At 73.3% G+C, this 22,127-nt stretch carries 24 protein-coding genes; 8 read left to right on the plus strand and 16 right to left on the minus strand.

Annotated features, from left to right (window positions below):
- The first annotated feature begins 17 nt into the window (after positions 1-17).
- Together ACZ501_RS24305 and ACZ501_RS24310 are read left to right on the plus strand one after the other, a co-directional pair.
- Positions 18-686, plus strand: a complete 669-nt coding sequence (locus tag ACZ501_RS24305) for a potassium channel family protein (RefSeq protein WP_361599584.1) — start codon at positions 18-20, stop codon at positions 684-686.
- A complete protein-coding gene (locus ACZ501_RS24310; RefSeq protein ID WP_007267059.1) occupies positions 683-1,345 on the plus strand; it encodes a potassium channel family protein in 663 nt (220 codons plus the stop codon). Before ACZ501_RS24305 ends, ACZ501_RS24310 begins: the two co-directional genes overlap by 4 nt.
- A 100-nt stretch (positions 1,346-1,445) precedes the next feature.
- Here the strand turns inward: ACZ501_RS24310 and ACZ501_RS24315 are convergent, their stop codons facing one another.
- From ACZ501_RS24315 to ACZ501_RS24345, 7 genes are all read right to left on the minus strand, one after another.
- Entirely contained in the window at positions 1,446-2,162 is a 717-nt protein-coding gene (locus ACZ501_RS24315; RefSeq protein ID WP_468798017.1) for a DUF3159 domain-containing protein, read from the minus strand.
- A gap of 3 nt (positions 2,163-2,165) precedes the next feature.
- Positions 2,166-2,585, minus strand: a complete 420-nt coding sequence (locus ACZ501_RS24320; RefSeq protein WP_078950496.1) for an OB-fold nucleic acid binding domain-containing protein — start codon at positions 2,583-2,585, stop codon at positions 2,166-2,168.
- Positions 2,586-2,627: 42 nt separating this feature from the next.
- A complete protein-coding gene (locus tag ACZ501_RS24325) occupies positions 2,628-3,314 on the minus strand; it encodes a response regulator (RefSeq protein ID WP_361599590.1) in 687 nt (228 codons plus the stop codon).
- Positions 3,311-5,920 carry a DUF4118 domain-containing protein gene (locus ACZ501_RS24330; RefSeq protein ID WP_468798020.1) on the minus strand — a complete coding sequence of 870 codons (2,610 nt, stop codon included), beginning with the start codon at positions 5,918-5,920 and terminating at the stop codon, positions 3,311-3,313. The genes ACZ501_RS24325 and ACZ501_RS24330 overlap by 4 nt, the downstream gene beginning before the upstream one ends.
- 167 nt (positions 5,921-6,087) lie before the next feature.
- Positions 6,088-6,867 (minus strand): DUF3710 domain-containing protein, encoded by a 780-nt coding sequence (locus ACZ501_RS24335; RefSeq protein WP_361599596.1) that lies wholly within the window; start codon positions 6,865-6,867, stop codon positions 6,088-6,090.
- A gap of 1 nt (position 6,868) precedes the next feature.
- Positions 6,869-7,417, minus strand: a complete 549-nt coding sequence (gene dut, locus ACZ501_RS24340) for a dUTP diphosphatase (RefSeq protein ID WP_468798023.1) — start codon at positions 7,415-7,417, stop codon at positions 6,869-6,871.
- Entirely contained in the window at positions 7,417-8,001 is a 585-nt protein-coding gene (locus ACZ501_RS24345; protein ID WP_361599602.1) for a PaaI family thioesterase, read from the minus strand. Before ACZ501_RS24345 ends, dut begins: the two co-directional genes overlap by 1 nt.
- A 58-nt stretch (positions 8,002-8,059) precedes the next feature.
- Here ACZ501_RS24345 and ACZ501_RS24350 point away from each other — a divergent pair, with 58 nt between their 5' ends.
- Positions 8,060-8,530 carry a DUF3093 domain-containing protein gene (locus ACZ501_RS24350; protein WP_361599605.1) on the plus strand — a complete coding sequence of 157 codons (471 nt, stop codon included), beginning with the start codon at positions 8,060-8,062 and terminating at the stop codon, positions 8,528-8,530.
- A 33-nt stretch (positions 8,531-8,563) separates the two neighbouring features.
- Here ACZ501_RS24350 and ACZ501_RS24355 read toward each other — a convergent pair whose 3' ends face one another.
- The 4 genes from ACZ501_RS24355 to ACZ501_RS24370 form a co-directional block, all read right to left on the minus strand.
- Complete coding sequence (locus tag ACZ501_RS24355) at positions 8,564-9,499, minus strand: hypothetical protein (protein ID WP_362458282.1); 936 nt, start codon at positions 9,497-9,499, stop codon at positions 8,564-8,566.
- 8 nt (positions 9,500-9,507) lie between these two features.
- The gene (locus ACZ501_RS24360) at positions 9,508-9,804 is read right to left on the minus strand and encodes a DUF4193 domain-containing protein (RefSeq protein WP_361599611.1); all 297 of its coding nucleotides are present in this window, start codon (positions 9,802-9,804) and stop codon (positions 9,508-9,510) included.
- A gap of 383 nt (positions 9,805-10,187) precedes the next feature.
- The gene (locus ACZ501_RS24365) at positions 10,188-11,432 is read right to left on the minus strand and encodes a sensor histidine kinase (protein ID WP_361599614.1); all 1,245 of its coding nucleotides are present in this window, start codon (positions 11,430-11,432) and stop codon (positions 10,188-10,190) included.
- Between the two features lie 4 nt (positions 11,433-11,436).
- Positions 11,437-12,090, minus strand: a complete 654-nt coding sequence (locus ACZ501_RS24370; RefSeq protein ID WP_361599617.1) for a response regulator transcription factor — start codon at positions 12,088-12,090, stop codon at positions 11,437-11,439.
- A gap of 264 nt (positions 12,091-12,354) precedes the next feature.
- On the opposite strand from ACZ501_RS24370, the gene ACZ501_RS24375 reads away from it, so the two are divergent.
- Positions 12,355-12,522 carry a hypothetical protein gene (locus ACZ501_RS24375; protein WP_361599620.1) on the plus strand — a complete coding sequence of 56 codons (168 nt, stop codon included), beginning with the start codon at positions 12,355-12,357 and terminating at the stop codon, positions 12,520-12,522.
- Positions 12,523-12,610: 88 nt separating this feature from the next.
- Here the strand turns inward: ACZ501_RS24375 and ACZ501_RS24380 are convergent, their stop codons facing one another.
- Both ACZ501_RS24380 and ACZ501_RS24385 read right to left on the minus strand, forming a co-directional pair.
- The gene (locus tag ACZ501_RS24380; protein ID WP_468798026.1) at positions 12,611-13,414 is read right to left on the minus strand and encodes an inositol monophosphatase family protein; all 804 of its coding nucleotides are present in this window, start codon (positions 13,412-13,414) and stop codon (positions 12,611-12,613) included.
- A 9-nt stretch (positions 13,415-13,423) separates the two neighbouring features.
- Positions 13,424-14,590, minus strand: coding sequence for a ferrochelatase (locus ACZ501_RS24385; RefSeq protein WP_468798029.1), 1,167 nt, complete (start codon positions 14,588-14,590; stop codon positions 13,424-13,426).
- Positions 14,591-14,757: 167 nt separating this feature from the next.
- On the opposite strand from ACZ501_RS24385, the gene ACZ501_RS24390 reads away from it, so the two are divergent.
- The 3 genes from ACZ501_RS24390 to sepH all read left to right on the plus strand — a co-directional run bounded on the left by ACZ501_RS24390 (position 14,758) and on the right by sepH (position 18,883).
- Entirely contained in the window at positions 14,758-16,017 is a 1,260-nt protein-coding gene (locus ACZ501_RS24390; RefSeq protein ID WP_361609979.1) for an MFS transporter, read from the plus strand.
- Complete coding sequence (locus ACZ501_RS24395) at positions 15,965-17,296, plus strand: D-arabinono-1,4-lactone oxidase (protein ID WP_468798032.1); 1,332 nt, start codon at positions 15,965-15,967, stop codon at positions 17,294-17,296. Before ACZ501_RS24390 ends, ACZ501_RS24395 begins: the two co-directional genes overlap by 53 nt.
- 525 nt (positions 17,297-17,821) lie before the next feature.
- Positions 17,822-18,883, plus strand: a complete 1,062-nt coding sequence (gene sepH, locus ACZ501_RS24400) for a septation protein SepH (protein ID WP_468798035.1) — start codon at positions 17,822-17,824, stop codon at positions 18,881-18,883.
- A 48-nt stretch (positions 18,884-18,931) separates the two neighbouring features.
- Here sepH and ACZ501_RS24405 read toward each other — a convergent pair whose 3' ends face one another.
- Positions 18,932-19,765, minus strand: a complete 834-nt coding sequence (locus ACZ501_RS24405; protein ID WP_468798038.1) for a sulfurtransferase — start codon at positions 19,763-19,765, stop codon at positions 18,932-18,934.
- 190 nt (positions 19,766-19,955) lie between these two features.
- Here ACZ501_RS24405 and ACZ501_RS24410 point away from each other — a divergent pair, with 190 nt between their 5' ends.
- Complete coding sequence (locus ACZ501_RS24410; protein ID WP_361609975.1) at positions 19,956-20,744, plus strand: VOC family protein; 789 nt, start codon at positions 19,956-19,958, stop codon at positions 20,742-20,744.
- 6 nt (positions 20,745-20,750) lie between these two features.
- Here the strand turns inward: ACZ501_RS24410 and ACZ501_RS24415 are convergent, their stop codons facing one another.
- A complete protein-coding gene (locus tag ACZ501_RS24415) occupies positions 20,751-21,536 on the minus strand; it encodes an SGNH/GDSL hydrolase family protein (RefSeq protein WP_468798041.1) in 786 nt (261 codons plus the stop codon).
- On the minus strand, positions 21,523-22,095 hold the full coding sequence (locus ACZ501_RS24420) for a PadR family transcriptional regulator (protein WP_361598860.1): 573 nt from the start codon (positions 22,093-22,095) through the stop codon (positions 21,523-21,525). The genes ACZ501_RS24415 and ACZ501_RS24420 overlap by 14 nt, the downstream gene beginning before the upstream one ends.
- Positions 22,096-22,127 lie beyond the last annotated feature (32 nt).

Here is a 22,127-nt window from a genome sequence, read left to right on the forward strand (position 1 = left end):
CAGCCGGAAGGACGGCCGTGCACATCGTCATTATGGGCTGCGGAAGGGTGGGCTCCGCCCTCGCGCAGACCCTGGAACAGCAGGGGCATACGGTCGCCGTGGTCGACCAGGACCCCACCGCATTCCGCCGGCTCGGGGCCTCCTTCGGCGGCCGCCGCGTCACCGGTGTCGGCTTCGACCAGGACACGCTCCGCGAGGCGGGGATCGAGGAGGCGGGTGCCTTCGCCGCCGTCAGCAGTGGTGACAATTCCAACATCATCGCCGCCCGCGTGGCCCGCGAGATGTTCGGCGTGGAGAACGTGGCCGCCCGCATCTACGACCCCAAGCGCGCCGAGGTGTACCAGCGCCTCGGGATCCCCACCGTCGCGACCGTGCGGTGGACCGCCGACCAGATGCTGCGCCGGCTGCTCCCCTCGGGCTCGGAGCCGCTGTGGCGTGACCCGAGCGGCGGGGTGCAGCTCGCGGAGGTGCACACCTCCCCGGCCTGGATCGGGCACAAGGTCAGCACGCTGCAGGAGGAGACCGGCGTCCGCGTCGCGTTCCTCACCCGCCTGGGCGAGGCGACGCTGCCGACTTCGCAGACCGTCCTCCAGGAAGGCGACCTCGTCCACGTGATGATGCGCACGGACGAGATCGACAAGGTCGAGGCGGCCTTCGCCGAGGGCCCCGAGGAGGCACACGCATGAGGGTCGCGATCGCCGGAGCCGGGGCCGTGGGCCGCTCCATCGCGGGTGAGCTGCTGGAGAACGGCCACGAGGTGCTCCTCGTGGACAAGGCGCCGACCGCCATCTCGGTGGAGCGGGTGCCGCAGGCGGAGTGGTTGCTGGCCGACGCCTGCGAGATCACCTCGCTCGACGAGGCGGCACTGCAGCGCTGCAACGTGGTCATCGCCGCGACGGGCGACGACAAGGTCAACCTGGTCGTCTCGCTGCTCGCGAAGACCGAGTACGGGGTGCCCCGGGTGGTGGCCCGGGTGAACAACCCGAAGAACGAGTGGCTCTTCAACGAGTCCTGGGGCGTCGACGTCGCGGTGTCCACGCCGCGCCTGATGTCGGCGCTGGTCGAGGAGGCCGTCAGCGTCGGCGACCTGGTGCGGCTGCTGCGCTTCAGCCACGGCGACGCCAACCTGGTCGAGCTGACCCTGTCGGCGGACTCCTCGGTCGCCGGCACCCAGATCAGCGAGATCTCCTGGCCGGAGGACACCTCCCTGGTCACGATCATCCGGGGCAACCGCGTGCTCACCCCGCACGGCGAGGAGACGCTGGAGCCGGGCGACGAGCTCCTCTTCGTGGCCGCCCAGGCCCGCGAGGAGCAGCTGGAGGACCTCCTCCAGGCCCGCCACTGAGCCGCGGGCACGCTCAAGGGCGGACGTGAAGGGGCGGGGTGGCCTGGTGGTCACCCCGCCCCTTCACGTCACGGACACCGGCGCGGCCCGGTCCCGCCGCTCAGGCCTTCTTCTCCCGGGCGGCCAGCTCCTCGGCCTCGTACTCGGCGATCACGTCGATCGGCGGCGGCGCCTTCGCCAGGAAGACCCAGGTGAAGTACACGGCCAGCACCATCGGCGGGAGCTTCAGCGCGATCAGCACCCAGCCCAGCTGCGTCTCGTCACCCCACCAGTACAGGGGGAAGAGGATCGCGTACTTCGCCAGGAAGACGAGCCCCCAGGCCAGGCTGGCCTTGGTGTACGCCTTCTTGCGCCCCGGGTTGCGGGTGCGCCAGGACAGGTTCTCCTTGAACACCGGCCCCAGGATCACCCCCAGCAGCGGGAACCCCACCAGCGCCGAGACCGTGAAGGCCACGCCCAGGCCGACCCCGTAGATCATGCCGGGCAGGTAGAAGCCCTTGGCGCTGCCCGTGAAGAGGGCGAAGGCCACGCCCACGCCGACGCCGAAGACCCCGCTGAAGGCGTGCTTCACGGTGTCCTTGCGCAGCAGCCGCACGATCACCAGCAGGACCGCGACCACGCCCGCCGCGACGGCGGACATCTTCACGTCCTTGTTGATGGTGTAGATCATGACGAAGAGCAGGCCGGGGAGCATCGTCTCCACGGTGCCCCGGATGCCGCCGAAGGCGTCGAAGAGCGCCGCCTGCGTGACCGCCTTCTGGTCGTCGGCGGGTGCGGCGCCGGGGTCCGGCGTGGTCGGTTTGTCGAGTGACGTCACCGGTCAGTGCTCCTGTCCGAGCGGTCGGAGTTCGTACTTCGGGTTGAAGAGCACCCGGCGCCCGTGGCTCATCGAGATGCGGCCCGAAGCGATCATGCGCCGCCCGGGCTCGATTCCCACGATCGAGCGACGCCCGAGCCAGACCACGTCCAGCGGGGCCGAGCCGTCGAACAGCTCGGCCTCCAGGGCGGGCACCCCGGCCCGCGGCCGCAGGGTGACGGTGCGGAGGGTTCCGGTCACCTTCACGATCTGGCGGTCGTGGCAGTCGCAGATCCGCGTGCACCCCGCGGCTTCTGCGTCCTCCTGCAGTTCCGCCGAATGCAGCTCCTCCTGGGAGGTGGACAGCCGCTCTATCATCCGGCGGAACCGGCCCGCCGGCCTGGCCGGTTTCGCGGGCTTCTCGGGACGCGGTTCAGCACTCATACAGGAAGCCTACCGGCGCCCCGGCCGCCTCTCGAAGCCCCGCTACCGCTCGAAGCGGTACCCCATGCCCGGTTCGGTGATGAAGTGCCGGGGGTGCGAGGGGTCCGCCTCCAGCTTGCGGCGCAGCTGGGCCATGTAGACGCGCAGGTAGTTGGTCTCCTTGCCGTAGGCGGGCCCCCACACCTCCCGCAGCAGCTGCTTCTGGCCGACCAGCCTGCCGCCGCCCCGCACCAGCACCTCCAGCAGGTGCCACTCGGTGGGGGTGAGGCGTACGTCGCGCCCCTCGCGCACCGCCTTCTTGGCGGCGAGGTCCACCGTGAACCCCTCCGTCTCCACGAGCACCTCGTCCCCGCCCGTCCCGGCGGCGGGCTCCGCCCGGCGGACCGCGGCGCGCAGCCGGGCCAGGAGCTCGTCCATGCCGAAGGGCTTGGTGACGTAGTCGTCGGCGCCGGCGTCGAGCGCCTCGACCTTCTCGTCGGAGCTGTGCCGGGCCGAGAGCACCAGGATCGGCACCCGCGTCCAGCCGCGGAGCCCCCTGATCACCTCGACGCCGTCCATGTCGGGCAGGCCGAGGTCGAGGACGACCACGTCGGGGTGGCGGGCGGCCGCGAGCTCCAGGGCGCCCGCCCCGTCGCCGGCCGCGTCGACCTCGTACGCGCGCGCCCTGAGGTTGATCACGAGGGCTCGGACGATCTGCGGCTCGTCGTCCACCACGAGCACCCGGGTCATCGGGGACCTGCTTCCTGTCGTGCGGGGAGGTCCCCGGCTTCCGTCGGTCCCCGCTCCGGGTTCCGCGCTCCGTCCGCGCCGCCGGGCCCCTCCTGCGGGCGGCCGCGGGTCGCCGCGCGCATGCAGAGCACCATCGTCAGCCCGCCCCCGGGGGTGTCCTCGGCGGCGAGGGTGGCGTCCATGGACTCGGCAAAGCCCCGGGCCACCGCCAGCCCCAGGCCGACGCCGGCGCCGCGCGGGGCGTCGCCGTGCCGCTGGAACGGGGCGAATATCCGCTCCTTGGCCTCGTCGGGGACCCCGGGGCCCCGGTCGACGACGCGCACCTCGACCCGGTCGCCGAGGACGCTGGCGGCGACCAGGACCCGCTGCCCGGGAGGGCTGTACTTGACGGCGTTCTCCACCACGTTGGCCACGGCCCGCTCCAGCAGCCCCGGGTCCGCCGCCACCATCGGCAGGGTTTCCGGCACGTCCAGCAGCACGCTGTCCTCCGGTACGCCGCCCAGCGCCACCGGGACCACCTCGTCAAGGTCGACCTCCCGGATCAGGGGCGTCACGCTGCCGGTGCGGAGCCGGGACATGTCCAGCAGGTTGCCGACCAGGTGGTCGAGCCGGTCGGCACCCTCCTCGATGCCGGCCAGGAGCTCGGCCCGGTCCTCCTCGGACCAGTCCACGTCGTCGGAGCGCAGGGAGCTGACGGAGGCCTTGATGGAGGCCAGGGGCGTACGCAGGTCATGGCTGACGGCGGCCAGCAGGGCGGTCCGGATCCGGTTGCCCTCGGCCAGCCGGCGGGCCTCCTCCGCCTCCCCCACGAGCCGCTGCCGGTCCAGCACCACGGCGGCCTGGGCGGCGAAGGCGCCGAGCACCCGGCGGTCCTCGGCGGGCAGCACCCGCCCGGTCAGGGCCAGGGCCATGTGGTCGCCGATCGGCATGTCCACGTCGGCGTCCTCGGGCCGCGCCGCCGGGCGGGGCCCGACGCTGCCGGCCCGGGTCCACGGCTCCGCCCCGCCCGCCCGCTCCAGCAGGGCCACCGACTCCATCGCGAAGGTCTCGCGCACCCGCTCCAGCAGCGCGTCCAGGGCCGCCTCCCCGCGCAGCACGCTCCCGGCCAGGAAGGAGAGGACCTCGGACTCGGCCCGCAGCCGGGCGGCCTGGTGCGTGCGCCGGGCGGCCAGGTCCACCACCGAGGCCACCGCGACGGCGACCCCGAAGAACACGGCGATGGCCATGATGTTCCGGGGGTCGGAGACGGTGAGGCGGTGCAGCGGCGGGGCGAAGAAGTAGTTCAGCAGCAGCGACCCGGAGGCCGCCGAGGCCAGCGCCGGCCACAGCCCGCCCAGCAGCGCGGCGGCGACCGTCAGCGCCAGGAAGAGCAGCATGTCGTTGGCGAGGCCGGGATCGGTGTCGATGTGCGTCAGCAGCGCGCACAGCAGCACGGGCAGGACCACCCCGGCCACCCACCCGGCCGCGATCCGGGTCCGGCCGAGCCGGGCCGCCGAGCGGACCCCGGGCAGCCCCCGCCCCCGGGCGACCTCCTCGTGGGTGACGATGTGCACGTCGAGGTCGGGGCCCGAGTCGCGGGCGACGGTGGCGCCCACCCCGGGCCCCAGGACGTACTGCCAGGCCTTGCGGCGGCTGGAGCCCAGGACGATCTGGGTCGCGTTGACCCCGCGGGCGAAGGCGAGGAGCGCCTCGGGGACGCGGTCGCCGATCACATGATGAAACGTTCCGCCAAGATCCTCGACCAGGGTCCGCTGCACCGCGAGCTCCTTGGGGGTGGCCGAGGTGAGCCCGTCGCTGCGGGCGATGTACACGGCGAGGACCTCGCTGCCGGAGCCCTTGGCGGCCATCCGGGCGGCCCGGCGGATCAGGGTGCGGCCCTCGGGCCCGCCGGTGAGGCCCACGACGATCCGTTCGCGGGCCTGCCAGGTCGAGCGGATGCCGTGCTCACCCCGGTACTGCTGGAGGTGCTCGTCGGCCCGGTCGGCGACCCACAGGAGCGCCAGCTCCCGCAGCGCGGTCAGGTTGCCGGGCCGGAAGTAGTGGGACAGGGCCGCGTCGACCTTGTCCGGCCGGTAGACGTTGCCGTGCGCCATGCGCCGGCGCAGCGCCTGCGGGGACATGTCGACCAGCTCGATCTGGTCGGCCCGCCGCACCACCTCGTCCGGCACGGTCTCGCGCGGACGCACCCCGGTGATCGTCTCCACCACGTCCCCGAGGGACTCCAGGTGCTGGATGTTGACGGTGGACACCACGTCGATCCCGGCCCGCAGCAGCTCCTCGACGTCCTGCCAGCGCTTGGCGTTGCGCGAGCCGGGGGCGTTGGTGTGCGCGAGCTCGTCGACCAGGGCCACGGCCGGGCGCCGGGCGAGCACGCCGTCCACGTCCATCTCGGAGAAGGCGGCGCCCCGGTCGGACAGAGGCCGCCCGGGCACCTGTTCCAGGCCGTGCAGCACGGCCTCGGTACGCGGCCGCCCGTGGTGCTCGACGAAGCCGACGACGCAGTCGGTGCCCCGCTCCACCCGGCGGTGGCCCTCCGCGAGCATGGCGTACGTCTTGCCCACCCCGGGGGCCGCGCCGAGATAGATCCTTAGCCTGCCGCGTCCCATGCGCTCATTCTCGGGGACGTTCCCGCCGTTCCCGTGCGGATGAGGGCGCCTGACGGACATCCCTGACGCATCCCTGACGCGGTCCTCCGCCCGCCGGGCGCGCCGAAGCCGGCGCGCCCCGCCCGCGAACGGAACGGGGCCCACCGGCGGAAGGCCGCCCTATGGCGTCAGCGGACCTCGGTGATCTCCGGGCCCCGCTCGAGCTGTCCCATGCCGCCGGAGAAGCGCGAGCCCTCCTGGTCCTCGGCCGTCTGCACGCCGTCCGGCACCATCTGCGCGTCGTTCGGCAGCTTCAGGACGATCGGGTCGCGCGGGGCCATGGGGCCGTCGCCGCGGACGACGACGGTGTCCCGGAAGATCTGCTCCAGCACGCCGGCCGCCTCGGGGCGCACCGCGCCCTGGCCGGAGATGACGCCGCGCAGGAACCAGCGCGGGCCGTCGACGCCGACGAAGCGCACCAGCTGGGCGCCGGTCTGTCCGTCGGGCAGCGGTACGGGGACCTGCGCGCGCAGCTCCCAGCCGAGCGCACCGTCGACCTCGTCGATGATGCCGCCCTGCTGGGTGATGCCCGAGGCGATCTCGTCGCGGACCTCGCCCCAGATGCCCTCCTTCTTGGGCGCGGCGAAGGCCTGCAGCTGCACGGCGCTGTCGCCGAGGACCACGGTGGCCGCCACGATCGCGTCACCGGCGACCTCGACGCGCAGTTCCATGCCCTCGACACCGGGTACGAGGATGCCGCCCAGGTCGACCCGGCCGTCAGCCGGGTTGCCGAGCACCTCGGAGACGTCCCACGGGCCGTCGGGCCGCGGGGCGGGGGGCAGGTTCAGCCGGCGCGGTGCGGCGGTTTCCTCGCCGCCGTCCCGCTCGTCGGCAGCCACGCCGTTCGCGACCTGCTCGGCCGCGCCGCCGTCGTTGGCGGAGTCGTTCTTCTTGCGACGTCCGAACACGTCACTGTCCTTCCCGGTCGGATACGACCGAAGCGTAGCCATTCCCACCCTGCTGCTGACCAGCCCCGGATCCGGCCACGGCCGCATGACCGCCGGTGGAGCCGAACCCCCCGTCGGCCCGGGCCGAGCCGGGAAGTTCCGCGACCTCGTGGAAGCGCACCTTCTCGACCCGCTGGACAACCAGCTGGGCAATGCGGTCGAAGCGCTCGAACCGGACGCTCTCGCGCGGGTCGAGATTGACCACGATCACCTTGATCTCCCCACGGTACCCGGCATCCACCGTCCCCGGGGCATTCACGAGCGCGAGCCCGCAGCGGGCGGCCAGGCCCGAGCGCGGGTGCACGAACGCCGCGTACCCGTCGGGCAGGGCGATGGAGACTCCGGTGGGCAGCACGGCCCGCTCCCCCGGCTCCAGCTCGGCGGCCACGGTGGTCACCAGGTCGCAGCCGGCGTCGCCGGGGTGGCCGTAGGCGGGGATGGGCACGTCGGGGTCGACGCGGCGGATCAGCACGTCGACGTCATGGCGGACGGCTTGGCTGTTCTGGGACATCAGGGGTTCACCTCGAAGGCGCGTGCGCGCCTGACCTGGTCCGGGTCGGACATCGCCGCCCGGATCTCCTCGGGCCGACCGTTGTCGATGAAGTGGTCGACCTTCACCTCGATGAAGAGCGCGTCGGCGCGGACGGCGACGGGGCCGTCCGGGCCGCCTATCCGGCCCACCGCCGTGGAGTAGATCTTCCGGCCCGCCACGGCCGTGACCTCCGCCTCCAGGTACAGGACGGTGTCCACGGGGACGGGCCGCACGAAGTCGGTCTCCAGCCGGCCGGTCACCGCTATGACGCGCAGCAGCCAGTTCAGGGAACCGAGCGTCTCGTCGAGCGCGGTGGCCAGCACGCCGCCGTGGGCGAGGCCGGGTGCGCCCTGGTGGGCGGGCTTGACGGTGAACTCCGCGGTGATGCGTACGCCCTCGCCCGCGCGGGCCTCCAGGTGGAGGCCGTGCGGCTGGCCGCCGCCGCAGCCGAAACAGTGCTCGTAGTGCGCGCCGAGCAGCTCCCCGGGCGCCGGGGCGTCGGGGTGCCGGACCGGTGCCGTGGCATCGGCCGGGGGCGTCAACGCTGTGTTTCGTCCACTCACAGCCGCTGACCTTACCCGCGCGGCTACCCGCCGGTCGCCTCGTGGGAGGCTTGGTTCCATGCAGCTCTCCCCCGCGCACCACGACGAACGCCTCTCCGCCCCCCGCTCCTGGTGGGGCATCGCCGCACTGACCGGTCTGGCGTGCGCGCTGATGCTGCTGCCGCTCGGCACGCTGCCGATGCTGGCGGGGCTGGTCGGCGGCGCCGCGCTGGCGGGGCTGCTGGTGAGCTCGTACGGTTCCGCGCGCGTGCGCGTGGTGGGCGGCGCGCTGGCGGCGGGCGACGCCCGGATCCCGGTGGCGGCGCTGGGCGAGCCGGAGGTGCTGGAGGCGGAGGAGGCGCGGGCGTGGCGCACCTACAAGGCCGACCCCCGGGCCTTCATGCTGATGCGCAGCTACGTGCCCACGGCGGTGCGGGTCGAGGTCACCGACCCGGCGGACCCGACCCCTTACGTGTACGTGTCCACGCGCGAGCCCCAGGCCCTGGCGGCGGCCGTCCGGGCGGCGAAGAGCGCCCGCGCCGACGTCTGAGGCCGGCTCCGGCGCAGGCCGCGACGGCGCCCTTCAGCGCCGGGCGTCCGGATCGCCGCCTTCGAGGGCGGCCCTGGTGGCCTCGGGAAGGGCCTCGGAGGGGTGCTCCAGGGGCGGCAGGGCGGGCAGGGCGTCCCACGGCACGGCGCGGCTCCGCAGGTCCCCACGGACCTTCTCGGCGAGTTTCCTGGTGTCGCGGCGGTTCAGGACCGCTCCGACGGCGGCGCCCACCATGAACGGCATCAGGTTCGGCAGGTTGCGGACCATCCGCTTCATGATCTGCTGGCGCAGTTCGCGCTTCATCTGGCCACCGAGGGCCGCGTTGAGCGTGGTCGGCTTGGTCAGGTCGATCCCGCGCTCCTCGGTCCAGGAGGACAGGTAGGCGATGCTGCGGTCCTTCAGGCCGCCCGGCGGGCGCTGCCCGTAGACCTCGTGCAGCTCGGCGATCAGCTTCAGCTCGATCGCGGCGACCGCGGTGATCTCCGCGGCCAGCTCGGCCGGCATCGCGGGAGGGACCGGCAGCATGGCCGCGGCGCCGATGCCCGCGCCCACGGTGGAGGTGCCGTTGGACGCCCCGGCGATCAGCTTGTCGGCCAGCTGGTCGGGACCGAGGCCCGGGAACTGCGCGCGCAGGGTCGCGAGGTCCCGTACCGGAACGCGCGGGGCGTTCTCGATGACCCGGTCGGTGATGTACAGGGCGGCGGCTCGCGCACTCTCGCCGCCCTTGCGCACACCGTTCTTGACGGCTTGCATCCGACGCGTCCCGGGCCTGCCCCGGGACTCCTCGTCCACCCCTGTGGCCGACGGCACCGCCGCTGCGGTGTCGGACGGCACGACGGCCTTTCCGGTGGCCTGGCCGCCGGCGGTCCCGGGGCCCGTTGCCGGGCCCGTTGCCGCCGCCCGGTCCGGTGCCGCCGGATCGCCGGATTTCCGGAAACGTCGCTTGCGGAAGGGCGTCGAGCCGGTCACGACCGACCTCAGTCGCAGTCGCGGCAGATCGGCTGGCCGTTCTTCTCGCGCGCCAGCTGGCTGCGGTGGTGCACCAGGAAGCAGCTCATGCAGGTGAACTCGTCGGCCTGCTTGGGCAGCACCCGGACGGCCAGCTCCTCGTTGGAGAGGTCGGCGCCCGGGAGCTCGAGGCTCTCGGCGCCGTCGAAGTCCTCGATGTCAACGCTGGAGGACGACTTCTCGCTGCGCCGAGCCTTGAGCTCCTCGATGCTGTCGTTGTCGACGTCGTCGTCGGTCTTGCGTGGGGTGTCGTAGTCCGTTGCCATTTTTTCGCTCTCCCCCTCTGGGATTTAGCGGTGTCTCAGCGCACGTAACGCGCGAGAGGCCGGACTTGTGCCCGACCTGAGGCGGAGATTTTGCCTCACATCAAGGTCTGTTACTCAATCGACACCCAGCCGTCGCCCGGGAGAGCTCGTGGCCGGGATGTCGAGCGGGACCGTACACGGTCCGGGGGTCGTCTTGCACAAACGCCACCCCGTGTATTTCCCGCCATACAGGGGGCCGGAAACCCGGACTTCCCGGGCTTTCCGGCCGTCTTGGGGTCACAGAACGCGCATGACCCGACACCCGCCACTGTGATCGATCACACAGGCGGTGTCCACGGACGCCGTCCGGGCGTTCCGCTCACGGCGAACGGAACCCGGGCGGCTCAAAGGGGCAGCGTGACACGCATCACGAGGCCACCGCCCTCCCGGGGCGTCGCGAGGATGCGGCCGCCGTGTGCGCGCGCCACAGAGCGCGCGATCGACAGGCCGAGCCCCACACCCTTGTCACTGCCCGTTCGCTCGGTACGCAGCCGTCTGAAGGGCTCGAAGAGGCTGTCCACCTCGTACGCGGGAACCACGGGACCCGTGTTCGATACGACGAGCACCGCCTGGCCGTGCTGCGCCTCGGTCGTGACCTCCACCCAGCCGCCCTCCGGCACGTTGTACCGGACGGCGTTCTGCACCAGGTTGAGGGCGATCCGCTCCAGCAGGACACCGTTGCCCTGGACCACGGCCGGGGCGCGCTCGCCGCGGATCTCCACGCCCTTGGCGACGGCCTCGCCGCGGGCCTGGTCGATGGCGCGCGAGGCGACCTCCGCGAGGTCCACCGGTTTGCGTTCCACGATCTGGTTCTCGCTGCGGGCGAGCAGCAGCAGGCCCTCGACCAGCTGCTCGCTGCGCTCGTTGGTGGCCAGCAGCGTCCTGCCCAGCTGCTGGAGCTCCACCGGGGCTCCGGGGTCCGAGAGGTGGACCTCCAGCAGCGTCCGGTTGATGGCCAGCGGGGTCCGCAGCTCGTGCGAGGCGTTGGCCACGAAGCGCTGCTGTGCCGTGAAGGCCCGCTCCAGGCGGTCGAGCATCTCGTCGAAGGTGTCCGCGAGCTCCTTGAGCTCGTCGTCCGGGCCGTCCAGCTCGATGCGCCGGGTCAGGTCGGAACCCACCACCCGGCGGGCGGTCCGGGTGATCTTGCCCAGCGGCGAGAGCACCCGGCCGGCCATCGCGTAGCCGAAGGCGAAGGCGATGACGCTGAGGCCCAGGAGGGCCATCAGGGACCGGCTGAGCAGGTCGTCCAAAGCGTGCTTGCGCTGGTCGAGGATGCACTGCGCGATCGCGGCGTTGAACTGGTCGATCGACTGGTCGATGCCGACCCCGGAGCAGGTGGTGCTGGAGACCTCGACCTTCTGCCCGCCGACGATCTTGAACGGGAGCGCGTTGCCCTCCCTCAGGGCCTGCGCGGCCAGCAGGTAGATGATCGACAGCAGCAGGATCCCGGCGATCAGGAACATGCCGCCGTACAGCAGCGTGAGCCTTATCCGGATGGTCGGTCTCAGCCAAGGGAAGGGACCCTCGGGGTGGCCGGGGTCCCAGGTCGGTTTCGGTGGCGCCGCGGGTGGCGCCGGAGTAGAGGCCACCGGGTCAGATCCGGTAGCCGGAGCCGGGCACGGTGACGATCACCGGGGGCTCCCCGAGTTTGCGGCGCAGCGTCATGACGGTCACCCGGACGACGTTGGTGAACGGGTCGGTGTTCTCGTCCCAGGCCTTCTCCAGCAGCTGCTCGGCGGACACCACGGTCCCCTCGCTGCGCATGAGCACCTCCAGCACCGCGAACTCCTTGGGCGCCAGCTGCACCTCGCGGCCCTCGCGGAAGACCTCGCGCCGGTTCGGGTCCAGCTTGATGCCGGCCCGCTCCAGTACGGGCGGCAGCGCGACGGTGGTGCGCCGGCCGAGGGCGCGCACGCGGGCGATCAGCTCGGTGAAGGCGAAGGGCTTGGGAAGGTAGTCGTCGGCCCCCAGCTCCAGGCCCTCGACGCGGTCGCTGACGTCCCCGGACGCCGTGAGCATGAGCACGCGCGTGGGCATGCCGAGCTCGATGATCTTCCGGCAGACGTCGTCGCCGTGCACCAGCGGAAGGTCCCGGTCGAGCACGACCACGTCGTAGTCGTTCACCCCGACGCGCTCCAGGGCCGCGGCACCGTCGTACACGACGTCCACGGCCATGGCCTCCCGGCGCAGGCCGGTGGCCACCGCATCGGCGAGCAGCTGCTCGTCCTCGACGACGAGTACGCGCACGTCGTTTCCTTCCTTCGAGCCCGGCTGGGCAGGCACACGTGTATTGCGCCTCCATCCTGCCGGTTTCGGCCGTAAACCGGCTGTAAGGCGCCCCTGGACCCCGTTCGGAAGGGGATCCGGCGCCGGAACTGAGGATTCCCTCGCCTTACGAGGTTTCTGTGCCCAGGGTGCCGGGGAGGACGACTGCACACCCCAACCACCCTGACGCGGCGGACTGCTTCGCGCTCTCCCGCCGCCGACCCACGCAGAGGGGGCGCACCCACCATGGACGCATTCACCGCGGGTCTCCTGCAGCGCATCAAGGCCACGCAGTCGGACCTGAGCAAGGCCCGTGAGACGGGCGACGACTACCTCGCGGATGTGGAACAGGCCGAACTGGAGGACCTCCAGCGGCTCGCCGCGGAACACGGCGTGCCGGTCACGGCCGCCTGACCCGACGCACCACCGGGCTCCCAGCGCACCCACCGGACCCCGGCCGCCCCATGGCGGCCGGGGTCCGGTGCCGTGCCGTGCCGTGCCGTCAGTCGTGCCAGGCCCCGGCTTCCTCCAGCAGCGGCTGGAGCGAGGCGAAGACCGCCGGGGAGGCCGCCAGCACCAGCTCGCCGGAGGCCGGCCGTCCGGGCCGGCCTCCGGTGAGGGCCCCCGCCTCGCGGGCGATCAGGTCGCCCGCGGCGAGGTCCCAGGGGTTGAGCCCGCGCTCCCAGTACCCGTCGAGGCGCCCGGCCGCGACGTCGCACAGGTCGAGCGCCGCCGAGCCTGCGCGCCGGACGTCCCGGACCAGCGGGATGATCCGCGCGGCCACCTCGGCCTGGTGGGCCCGTCGCGTCTGGACGTACGCGAACCCGGTGGCGACCAGCGCCTGGTCCAGCGGCGCGGCCGCCCGGCAGGCCAGCCGGGCGGTGCCCGACCAGGCGCCGCCGCCCAGCACCGCGTGGTACGTCTCCCCGCGCATCGGCGCCGCCACGACGCCCACCACCGTCTCGCCCCCGTACTCGGCCGCGATGGACACGCCCCAGCCGGGCAGCCCGTAGAGGTAGTTGACGGTGCCGTCGAGCGGGTCGATCACCCAGCGCACCCCGCTCGTGCCGGGGCTGTCCGCGCCCTCCTCGCCCAGCAGCCCGTCCGCGGGCCGCCGTTCGGCGAGGATGTCGGTGATCAGCTTCTCGGCGGCGATGTCCATCTCGGTCACCACGTCGATCGGGCTGCTCTTCGTCGCGGCCACCGCCAGGTCCGCCGGCCTGCCGTCGCGCAGCAGTTCCCCGGCCCGCCGGGCGGCCTCCAGGGCGACGTCCAGCAGTTCGGCCTTCAGCTCTTCGGAGATCATGCCGTCCCCCTACGCGTACGGGCTGTCGGCGCCGGCGGCGGCCGGCCGGGGAGCGCGGGCCGGGCAGCAGCCCACCGCGCACAGGTCGTGGCTCTGGCCCAGGCTGCCCACCCAGCACTCTTGGGCCCGCTCGCCGCGTTCGCGCGCGGCGCGTTCCAGCACCAGCTCCCGTACCGCTGCGGCGAAGCGCGGGTCGGCGCCGACCGTCGCGGAGCGTTGGGCGGGCAGGCCGAGTTCGGCCGCCTTGGCCGTGGCCTCGGTGTCGAGGTCGTACAGGACCTCCATGTGGTCGGAGACGAAGCCGATCGGCACCATGACGACGGCGGGCGCCCCGTCGGCGTGCAGGGCCTCGAGGTGGTCGCAGATGTCGGGCTCCAGCCACGGGACGTGCGGGGCGCCGCTGCGGGACTGGTAGACCAGCTTCCAGGGGTGTGCGCGGCCGGTCTCCACCGCCACGGCGTCCGCGATCACCCGGGCCACGTCCAGGTGCTGCCTGACGTACGCGCCGCCCTCGCCGCCCTCGGTGTGCTCCTCGACCGGGCCGGAGGCGTCGGCGGCGGCCGTCGGGATGGAGTGGGTGGTGAAGGCGAGGTGGGCGCCGTCGCGGACCTCGGCGGGCAGCGCCGCGAGGGAGGCCACCACCCCGTCGATCATGGGCTCCACGAAGCCGGGGTGGTTGAAGTAGTGCCGCAGCTTGTCCACGCGCGGCAGCTCCAGGCCCTCCTCGGCCAGGGCGGCCAGCGCGTCGGCGAGGTTCTCGCGGTACTGGCGGCAGCCCGAGTACGAGGCGTAGGCGCTGGTGGCGAGGACGGCGATGCGGCGGCGCCCGTCGCGGACCATCTCCCGCAGGACGTCGGTCAGGTACGGGGCCCAGTTGCGGTTGCCCCAGTAGACGGGCAGGTCCAGCCCGTGCTCGGCGAAGTCCTTGCGCAGGGCATCCAGCAGCTCGCGGTTCTGCGCGTTGATCGGGCTGACCCCGCCGAAGCCGAAGTAGTGCTGCCCGACCTCCTTGAGCCGCTCGCGCGGGATGCCGCGCCCGCGCGTGACGTTCTCCAGGAACGGCACGACGTCGTCGGGTCCCTCGGGGCCGCCGAAGGACAGCAGCAGCAGGGCGTCGTAGGGGGCGGCGGGGCCTTCGGCCGCGGGCTCGGCGGTGGAACGGAGCTGGTCTGACATGCCCCGAATCCTGCCACCCGGGGTCCGCCGGGGAGAACCGGCCGGTCCGCATCCCGGACGCGTCGCAGGTAAGGTGACCCTAAGTCCATGCGTTGATTCCTCCCCATGCGGGCGCCTTGTCGGCCGTCATAACCTGTATGGGCCGACGACGTCCCTACGGAGCGACCTTGCCCAGTCCCTACCGCGCGATCTTCGCGGCCCCCGGCACCAAGGGGTTCAGCGCGGCCGGCCTCATAGGCCGGCTGCCGATATCCATGGTGGGCGTCGGCATCCTCACGATGATCTCGGAGATGACCGGCCGCTACGCCATGGCCAGCGCCCTCACCGGCACCCTGGCCCTCGCCGTCGCGTTCATGGGCCCGCTGGTGTCCCGCCTCGTGGACCAGTACGGGCAGCGGCGGGTGCTGCGGCCCGCGACCCTGGTCTCGGTCGCCTCGGTCACCGCCCTCGTGCTGGCCGCCGCGAACGGCCTCCCCGACTGGACGCTCTTCGTGTTCGCCGCCGTCGCGGGGTGCGTGCCGAGCGTCGGCTCGATGGTCCGCGCCCGCTGGACGGAGCTGTACCGCGCCTCCCCGCGCGAGCTGCACACCGCGTACTCCTTCGAGTCCGTGGTCGACGAGGTCTGCTTCATCTTCGGCCCGATCCTCGCCATCGGCCTGTCCACCACCTGGTTCCCCGAGGCCGGGCCGGTGATCGCGGCGGGCTGCCTGCTCGTCGGCGTCTGGCTGCTCACCGCCCAGCGCTCCACCGAGCCCGCCCCGCACCCGCGCAGCCCCGACGCCGACCGCGCGTCCGCCCTGCGCTCCCCCGGCCTCCAGGTGCTGACGGCCACCTTCGTGGCGACCGGCGCGATCTTCGGGTCCATCGACGTGTCCACGCTGGCCTTCGCCGAGGAGCAGGGCAGCAAGTCGTCCGCCAGCTTCATCCTGGCGATCTGGGCAGCGGGGTCCTGTATCGCCGGAATCGTCTTCGGGGTGCTGCACCTCAAGGGCAAGGCCGAACGCCGTTGGGTACTGGGCATCTGTGCGATGGCCGTGAGTATGATCCCCCTCCTACTGGCCGGGAACCTTCCGTTTCTGGCCGTGGCGCTCTTCGTCTCGGGCCTCGCCATCGCTCCCACGATGATCACCACGATGGCCCTGATCGAAGCGCACGTACCACGCGCGAAGCTCACCGAGGGCATGACCTGGATCAGCACCGGCCTGGCGGTCGGGGTCGCGGCCGGCTCCTCGGTGACCGGTCTGGTCATCGACGCGGCCGGGGCCCAGCGCGGGTTCGTGGTCTCGATCTCCTCGGGAGTGGCCGCGGCGGCGGTGGCGTTCGCGGGTTACCGCCGGCTGACGAGGCCGGCGCAAGGGGAGGAGCCAGCCAGCGATGGCGACGTCGGGGACAGCAGCAGCGAAGAACGGACAGGCCGCGTGGCGTAACTGGGCGGGCAACGTCCGCGCCACGCCCGCGCGCGTGGTGACTCCGGCCTCGGTCGGGGAACTCCAGGAGGCGGTGCGCCGGGCCGCCGAGGAGGGGCTGCGGGTGAAGGCCGTCGGCACCGGGCACTCCTTCACGGCGGCGGCCGCGACCGACGGGGTGCTCGTACGGCCGCAGGCGCTCAGCGGCGTCCTGTCGGTCGACCGGGCGGCCGGCACCGTCACCGTGGCGGCCGGCACCGCCCTCAAGGACCTGAACCGGGACCTGGCCCGGCAGGGCCTGTCGCTCACGAACATGGGCGACATCATGGAGCAGACGGTCTCCGGCGCCACGAGCACGGGCACCCACGGGACCGGCCGCGACTCGGCCTCCATCGCCGCCCAGATCCGCGCGCTGGAGCTGGTCACGGCGGACGGCAGGCTGATGACCTGTTCGGAGAAGGAGAACCCCGAGGTCTTCGCCGCGGCCCGGCTGGGCATCGGGGCCCTCGGCATCCTCACCTCGATCACCTTCGCGGTGGAGCCGCTCTTCCTGCTGACCGCCCGTGAGGAGCCGATGGGCTTCGAGCGGGTCACCGCCGAGTTCGACCAGCACGTCGCGGAGAACGAGCATTTCGAGTTCTACTGGTTCCCGCACACCGGCAACTGCAACACCAAGCGCAACAACCGCAGCCAGGGCCCCGCCGCCCCGCCCGGCGCGGTCAGTGCCTGGATCGAGGACGAGCTGCTCTCCAACGGCCTCTTCCAGGCCGTCAACTCCCTCGGCCGCGCCGTCCCCGCGGCCATCCCCTCGATCGCCCGCGTCGCCAGCCGCGCCCTGTCGGCCCGTACCTACACGGACATCCCGTACAAGGTCTTCACCAGCCCCCGCCGGGTCCGGTTCGTGGAGATGGAGTACGCCCTTCCGCGCGAGCGCGCGGTCGAGGCGCTGCGGGAGCTCAAGACCATGGTCGACCGCTCCGGCCTGCGGATCAGTTTCCCGGTGGAGGTGCGCACGGCCCCGGCGGACGACCTCACCCTGTCCACGGCCTCGGGGCGGGAGACGGCCTACATCGCGGTGCACATGTACCGGGGCACCCCGTACCAGGCCTATTTCACGGCCGCCGAGCGCATCTTCACCGCCCACGGCGGACGGCCCCACTGGGGCAAGGTGCACACCCGGGACGCGGAGTACCTGGCGGCGGCCTACCCGCGCTTCGGCGAGTTCACCGCGCTGCGGGACCGGCTGGACCCCGACCGGCTGTTCGGCAACGACTACCTGAGGCGGGTCCTCGGGGACTGACCCCCGCTCAGGAGGCTCCGGCGGCCGCCCCCATGCGCCGCCGGCGCCCGTGCCGGGCCCGCCGCCGCTCACCGGCACCCGCGCGAACGGAGCATTCCGTTTCTGTGGATACCGTGGAGCCGGACACCCCGAATCCGGCGCGTACGCAGGTGGACCCGGATGCGGACCCGATTCCGGGCAGGCCAACTCCCGCCGCCCGGGACAACTTCGGCGGCGCGGCGGTCCACCCGGGTGGCCCGAATGGAGTACTGTGGCGAGCCCTGGGACCGTCCTTCCTTGCGGATGTCCGGACCCCGGGAGAGGGGGCCGGCTGATGGAGAAGCGGCACTCAAGACCGGTGATGCCGCGGTATCGCACGGGCTCCTGCTGCGCACAGTAACCACGTGGTCACTGTGCGTGCCCAACAGGTAACCGTGCCATAACGTCGATCAAGGGCGCACGCCCGACACGCCGGTTTAACTCGGCAAGGTTGTGGCAGGCTGCACCCGGGCAGGCCACACTCGACTAGCGGAAGCAGCGACGCACGTGACGTCGGCAGGCACCACCCGGGAGGTCCCCATGCCCGAACTCCGTGTCGTGGCCGTCTCGAACGACGGAACACGACTGGTGCTCAAGGCTGCGGACAGCACGGAGTACACGCTTCCGATCGACGAGCGGCTGCGCGCTGCCGTGCGCAACGACCGCGCGCGCCTGAACCAGATCGAGATCGAGGTGGAGAGCCACCTCCGCCCCCGTGACATCCAGGCCCGCATACGGGCCGGTGCCTCCGCGGAGGAGGTCGCCCAGCTCGCCGGCATCCCGGTCGACCGGGTCCGCCGCTTCGAGGGTCCGGTGCTGGCCGAGCGCGCCTTCATGGCCGAGCGGGCCCGCAAGACTCCCGTACGCCGCCCCGGCGAGAACACCGGACCGCAGCTCGGCGAGGCCGTCCAGGAACGCCTCTCGCTGCGCGGGGCCGACAAGGACTCCGTGCTGTGGGACTCCTGGCGCCGCGACGACGGCACCTGGGAGGTCCTGCTGGTCTACCGGGTGGCGGGCGAGCCGCACTCGGCGAGCTGGACGTACGACCCGCCGCGCCGGCTGGTCGTCGCCGTGGACGACGAGGCCCGCTCCCTGATCGGCGAGGCCGACGACCTGCCGTCGACGCCGGAGCCGAGCTTCCCCTTCGTGCCGAGGATCGCCCGGCTCCCCCGGGACCGGCCGCTGGACCGCGCGCTCGACCGGCAGCTGGAGCGGCCCGAGAACCGGCCCGCCCCGCCGCCGCCGGAGTCCGAGGAGGAACGGGACTCGCTGACCAGCCTGCTGGAGGCGGTGCCCAGCTTCCGGGGCGACCTGGTGGTGCCCGACCGTACGGAGCCGCCCGCCGAGGAGGCCGAGGCCGAGGAGCCCCCTGCCGCTGCGGCATCGGCCGGCGCCGGCGCGGCGTACGCGGACGTGCTCATGCCGCGCACCGTGGCGGGCCACCGCGAGCGGCTGACCGGCACCACCGACCGGCAGGCCGAGGCCGACGGGGTCCGGCCGGGACGCCGGGCGGCCGTGCCCAGCTGGGACGAGATCGTCTTCGGCACCCGGCGCAAGAAGCAGGAGTAGCCCGCGCGGTGGCGCCCCCTCGGGAGGCGCCACCGGCCGGCGGGAGCGTCAGGGGTTGGGGCCGGTGGCGACGGGCCGCTCCGGGTCCGAGGACCACTGCGACCAGCTGCCCGCGTACAGGGCGGCCGGAATGCCCGCCACCTCCAGCGCGAGGACCTCGTGCGCCCCGGAGACCCCGGAACCGCAGTACACGCCCACCGCGGTGTCGCCCGCCGCGCCCAGGGCCGCGAACCGGGCGCGCAGTTCCCCGGCGGAGAGGAACCGCCCGTCCGGGCCGACGTTCTCCGTGGTCGGCGCCGACACCGCGCCGGGGATGTGCCCGCCTACCCGGTCGATCGGCTCGACCTCGCCGCGATAGCGCTCGCCCGCCCGTGCGTCCAGCAGCAGGCCCGTACGGGCCAGCGCGGCCGCGTCATCGGCCTGCAGCAGCCCGAACGACCCCGGGTTTGGCTTGAAATCACCCTCGACCGGTGCCGGCGCCTCGGCGGTCAGCGCACCGCCCGCCGCCGTCCACGCGGCGAGCCCCCCGTCCAGGACGCGCACCGCAGGGTGCCCCGTCCAGCGCAGCAGCCACCAGGCGCGGGCGGCCGCCCAGCCCAGACCCCCGTCGTACACGACCACCGGCTCGTCCGCCCGCACCCCGGCCCGGCGCATCGCGGCGCCGAAGACCTCCGGGTCCGGGAGCGGATGGCGGCCGCCGTCCCCCGGCGGACCTGCCAGTTCGCGGTCGAGGTCGACGTAGACGGCACCGGGGATGTGGCCCGCGTCGTAGGCGGGGCGCTGGTCGGGGCCGCCCAGCTGCCAGCGGACGTCCAGGAGCACCGGCGGCCGGGGAGCGGCCAGCTCGTTCATCAGTTCGGAGGCCGAGAGGATCGCAGTCATGAGCCCATCTTCCTCCCCGCGCTCGAACCCGTGTGACAAGCCGGACACCGACGGGCCGCAGTGATTCGGTCATCTCTGTACCGGGCGCCGTCCACGCGGCCGGTCGGGGGGCGGCGGGCGGTGCGGAGTGGAAGCATCTGCGGGGGAACTCCGCGGGGGAACAGGGACACGACGGCAGGAGACGGCTGACATGACGGAGGCATCTGGGGCTTCGCGGCGCACACCCGGCACACCGTGCTGGGTGAGCCTGATGGTGCACGGCCTCGGGAGCACGGAGGACTTCTACGCCGACCTCTTCGGCTGGGAGTACGAGCCCGGCCCCACCCAGCTCGGGCCGTGCGTCCGGGCGTTCCTCGACGGGGAGGAGGTCGCGGGGATCGGCGAGATGCCCCCGGACCGCCACCTTCCGGTGGCGTGGACCCCGTACTTCGCGACCGACGACGCCGACTGCACCGCCGAGTCGATCCGGGCCTGCGGCGGCACGGTCGCGGTGGGCCCGCTCGACGCGGGGGCCGCGGGGCGGATGGCGATCTGCTCCGACCCGCTGGGTGCGATCTTCGGGATCTGGCAGACCGACGGACACCTCGCGCCCCGGCGGGCGGGGGCGGCGGGCACCCCGGTGTGGAACGAGCTGCTCACCCAGGACACCTCGACGGTGGGCAAGTTCTACGAGCACGTTTTCGGCCACGAGGCCGAACGGCACCCGGACGCCTCCGCCGACTTCGACTACCTGACCCTGCGCCTGGCGGGCCGTCCGGTCGCCGCCGTCCACGGGGTCGGCCGGTCGCTCCCGCACGACCGGGGGCCGCACTGGATGACGTACTTCGAGGTGGCGGACCCGGACGCGGCGGCCGCCCGGGTGACCGAGCTGGGCGGCCGGGTCGTCACCCCGCCCCGGGAGCGGATCACGGGCCGGCTGGCCGTGGTCGCGGACCCGGAGGGGGCGGTCTTCGCCCTGCTGCGGACGGCGCCCGCCTGAGGCCGTCTAGGCCGCCTGGGCCTGGACGGGGAGCAGGTGCGGGCGCTTCGCGCTGCGGCCGTCGCCGGAGGAGGCGCCGCGCAGGCGGCGGCCGAGCCAGGGGCCGAGGAACCCGGCCGCCCAGGCCAGCTCGGCGGCGACGGTCCGGGCGCCGCCGCGGGGCCGGTGGGGCGGCAGCGGGTCCTTCCAGGTCCCGTCGCTGCCGGGCAGCTCCAGGGCCTCGGCCAGGGCCGCGGCGATCCGGGCGTGGCCGAGGGAGCTGGCGTGGAGCCGGTCGGCGGCCCACATGCGCGGGTCGGTGGCGACGGCCTCCCTGCCGGTCTCGGCGACCACGACCCCGTGCCGGGCCGCGGCGGCGCGGACGCGGTCGTTGAGGTCATGCACGCGGGGGCTCAGCGGCCGGGCCAGGGGGACGATCCGTGCCACGTCGGGGAAGGTCACGGTGGCCACCCGGGCGCCCGCGGCCGTGAGCGCGGCGAACATCTCCTCCAGCTCCCCGGCCACCGCGGCGGCGTCGAAGCGCGGCCGGAGCAGGTCGTTGACCCCGGCGGTGACGGTGGCGACGTCCGGCCGCAGCGCCAGGGCCGGTCCGAGCTGTCCGGCGCGGACCTGTCCGGCGAGCCGGCCCCGGACCGCGAGGTTGGCGTACGTCAGCCCGGGGGAGGCCGCCGCGAGGTGCCCGGCGAGCCGGTCGGCGAAGCCGCGCAGGCCCACCGTGTCGTCCCCGTCCCCCAGCCCCTCGGTCTGGCTGTCGCCCAGGGCGACGTAGCGCAGGTACTCACTGTTCCGCACCGATGCTCCCCTTCCTCTTCCTCAGCACGTCCGCGGTCCGCCGGCACCAGTCGCGGTGGCCCTCTTCGAAGGCGATGCCGCGCAGGCAGGTCAGGTAGCCGCCGATCCGCTCGCCCCGGAGCAGGTACTCGTCCTCGTCCAGATCGCCGCGCATGTTCCGCAGCAGCTTGCCGAGGAGTTCGAGCTTGGCCTCGGCGGCGGCCGCCCGCTCCTCGAGCTGCGCGATGACCGGTGCGGTGCCGATGCGGTCGGCGCTCTGGACCTTCACGAGGAGGTCGTCACGGATGGAGGAGGCCTTGGCCGGGGCCGCGGCGAACCGCTCCAGCTCGGCCCGGCCGGTGTCGGTGACCCGGAACAGCCGCTTGTTGGGGCGGGATTCCTGCACCACCTCCCGGCCCGCGACCAGCCCGTCCGCCTCGAGCTTCGCCAGTTCGGCGTAGAGCTGCTGGGGCAGCGCGTGCCAGAAGTTCGCGACGCCGATGTCGAACGACTTCGCCAGCTGGTAGCCGCTGTACTCGCCGTCGAGCAGCGCCGCCAGTACCGCGTGCCGCAAGGCCATGGCCGTTCCCTCTTCCCTTTCGGTGCCCGCCC

Source organism: Streptomyces sp. NPDC034085 (assembly GCF_055575555.1).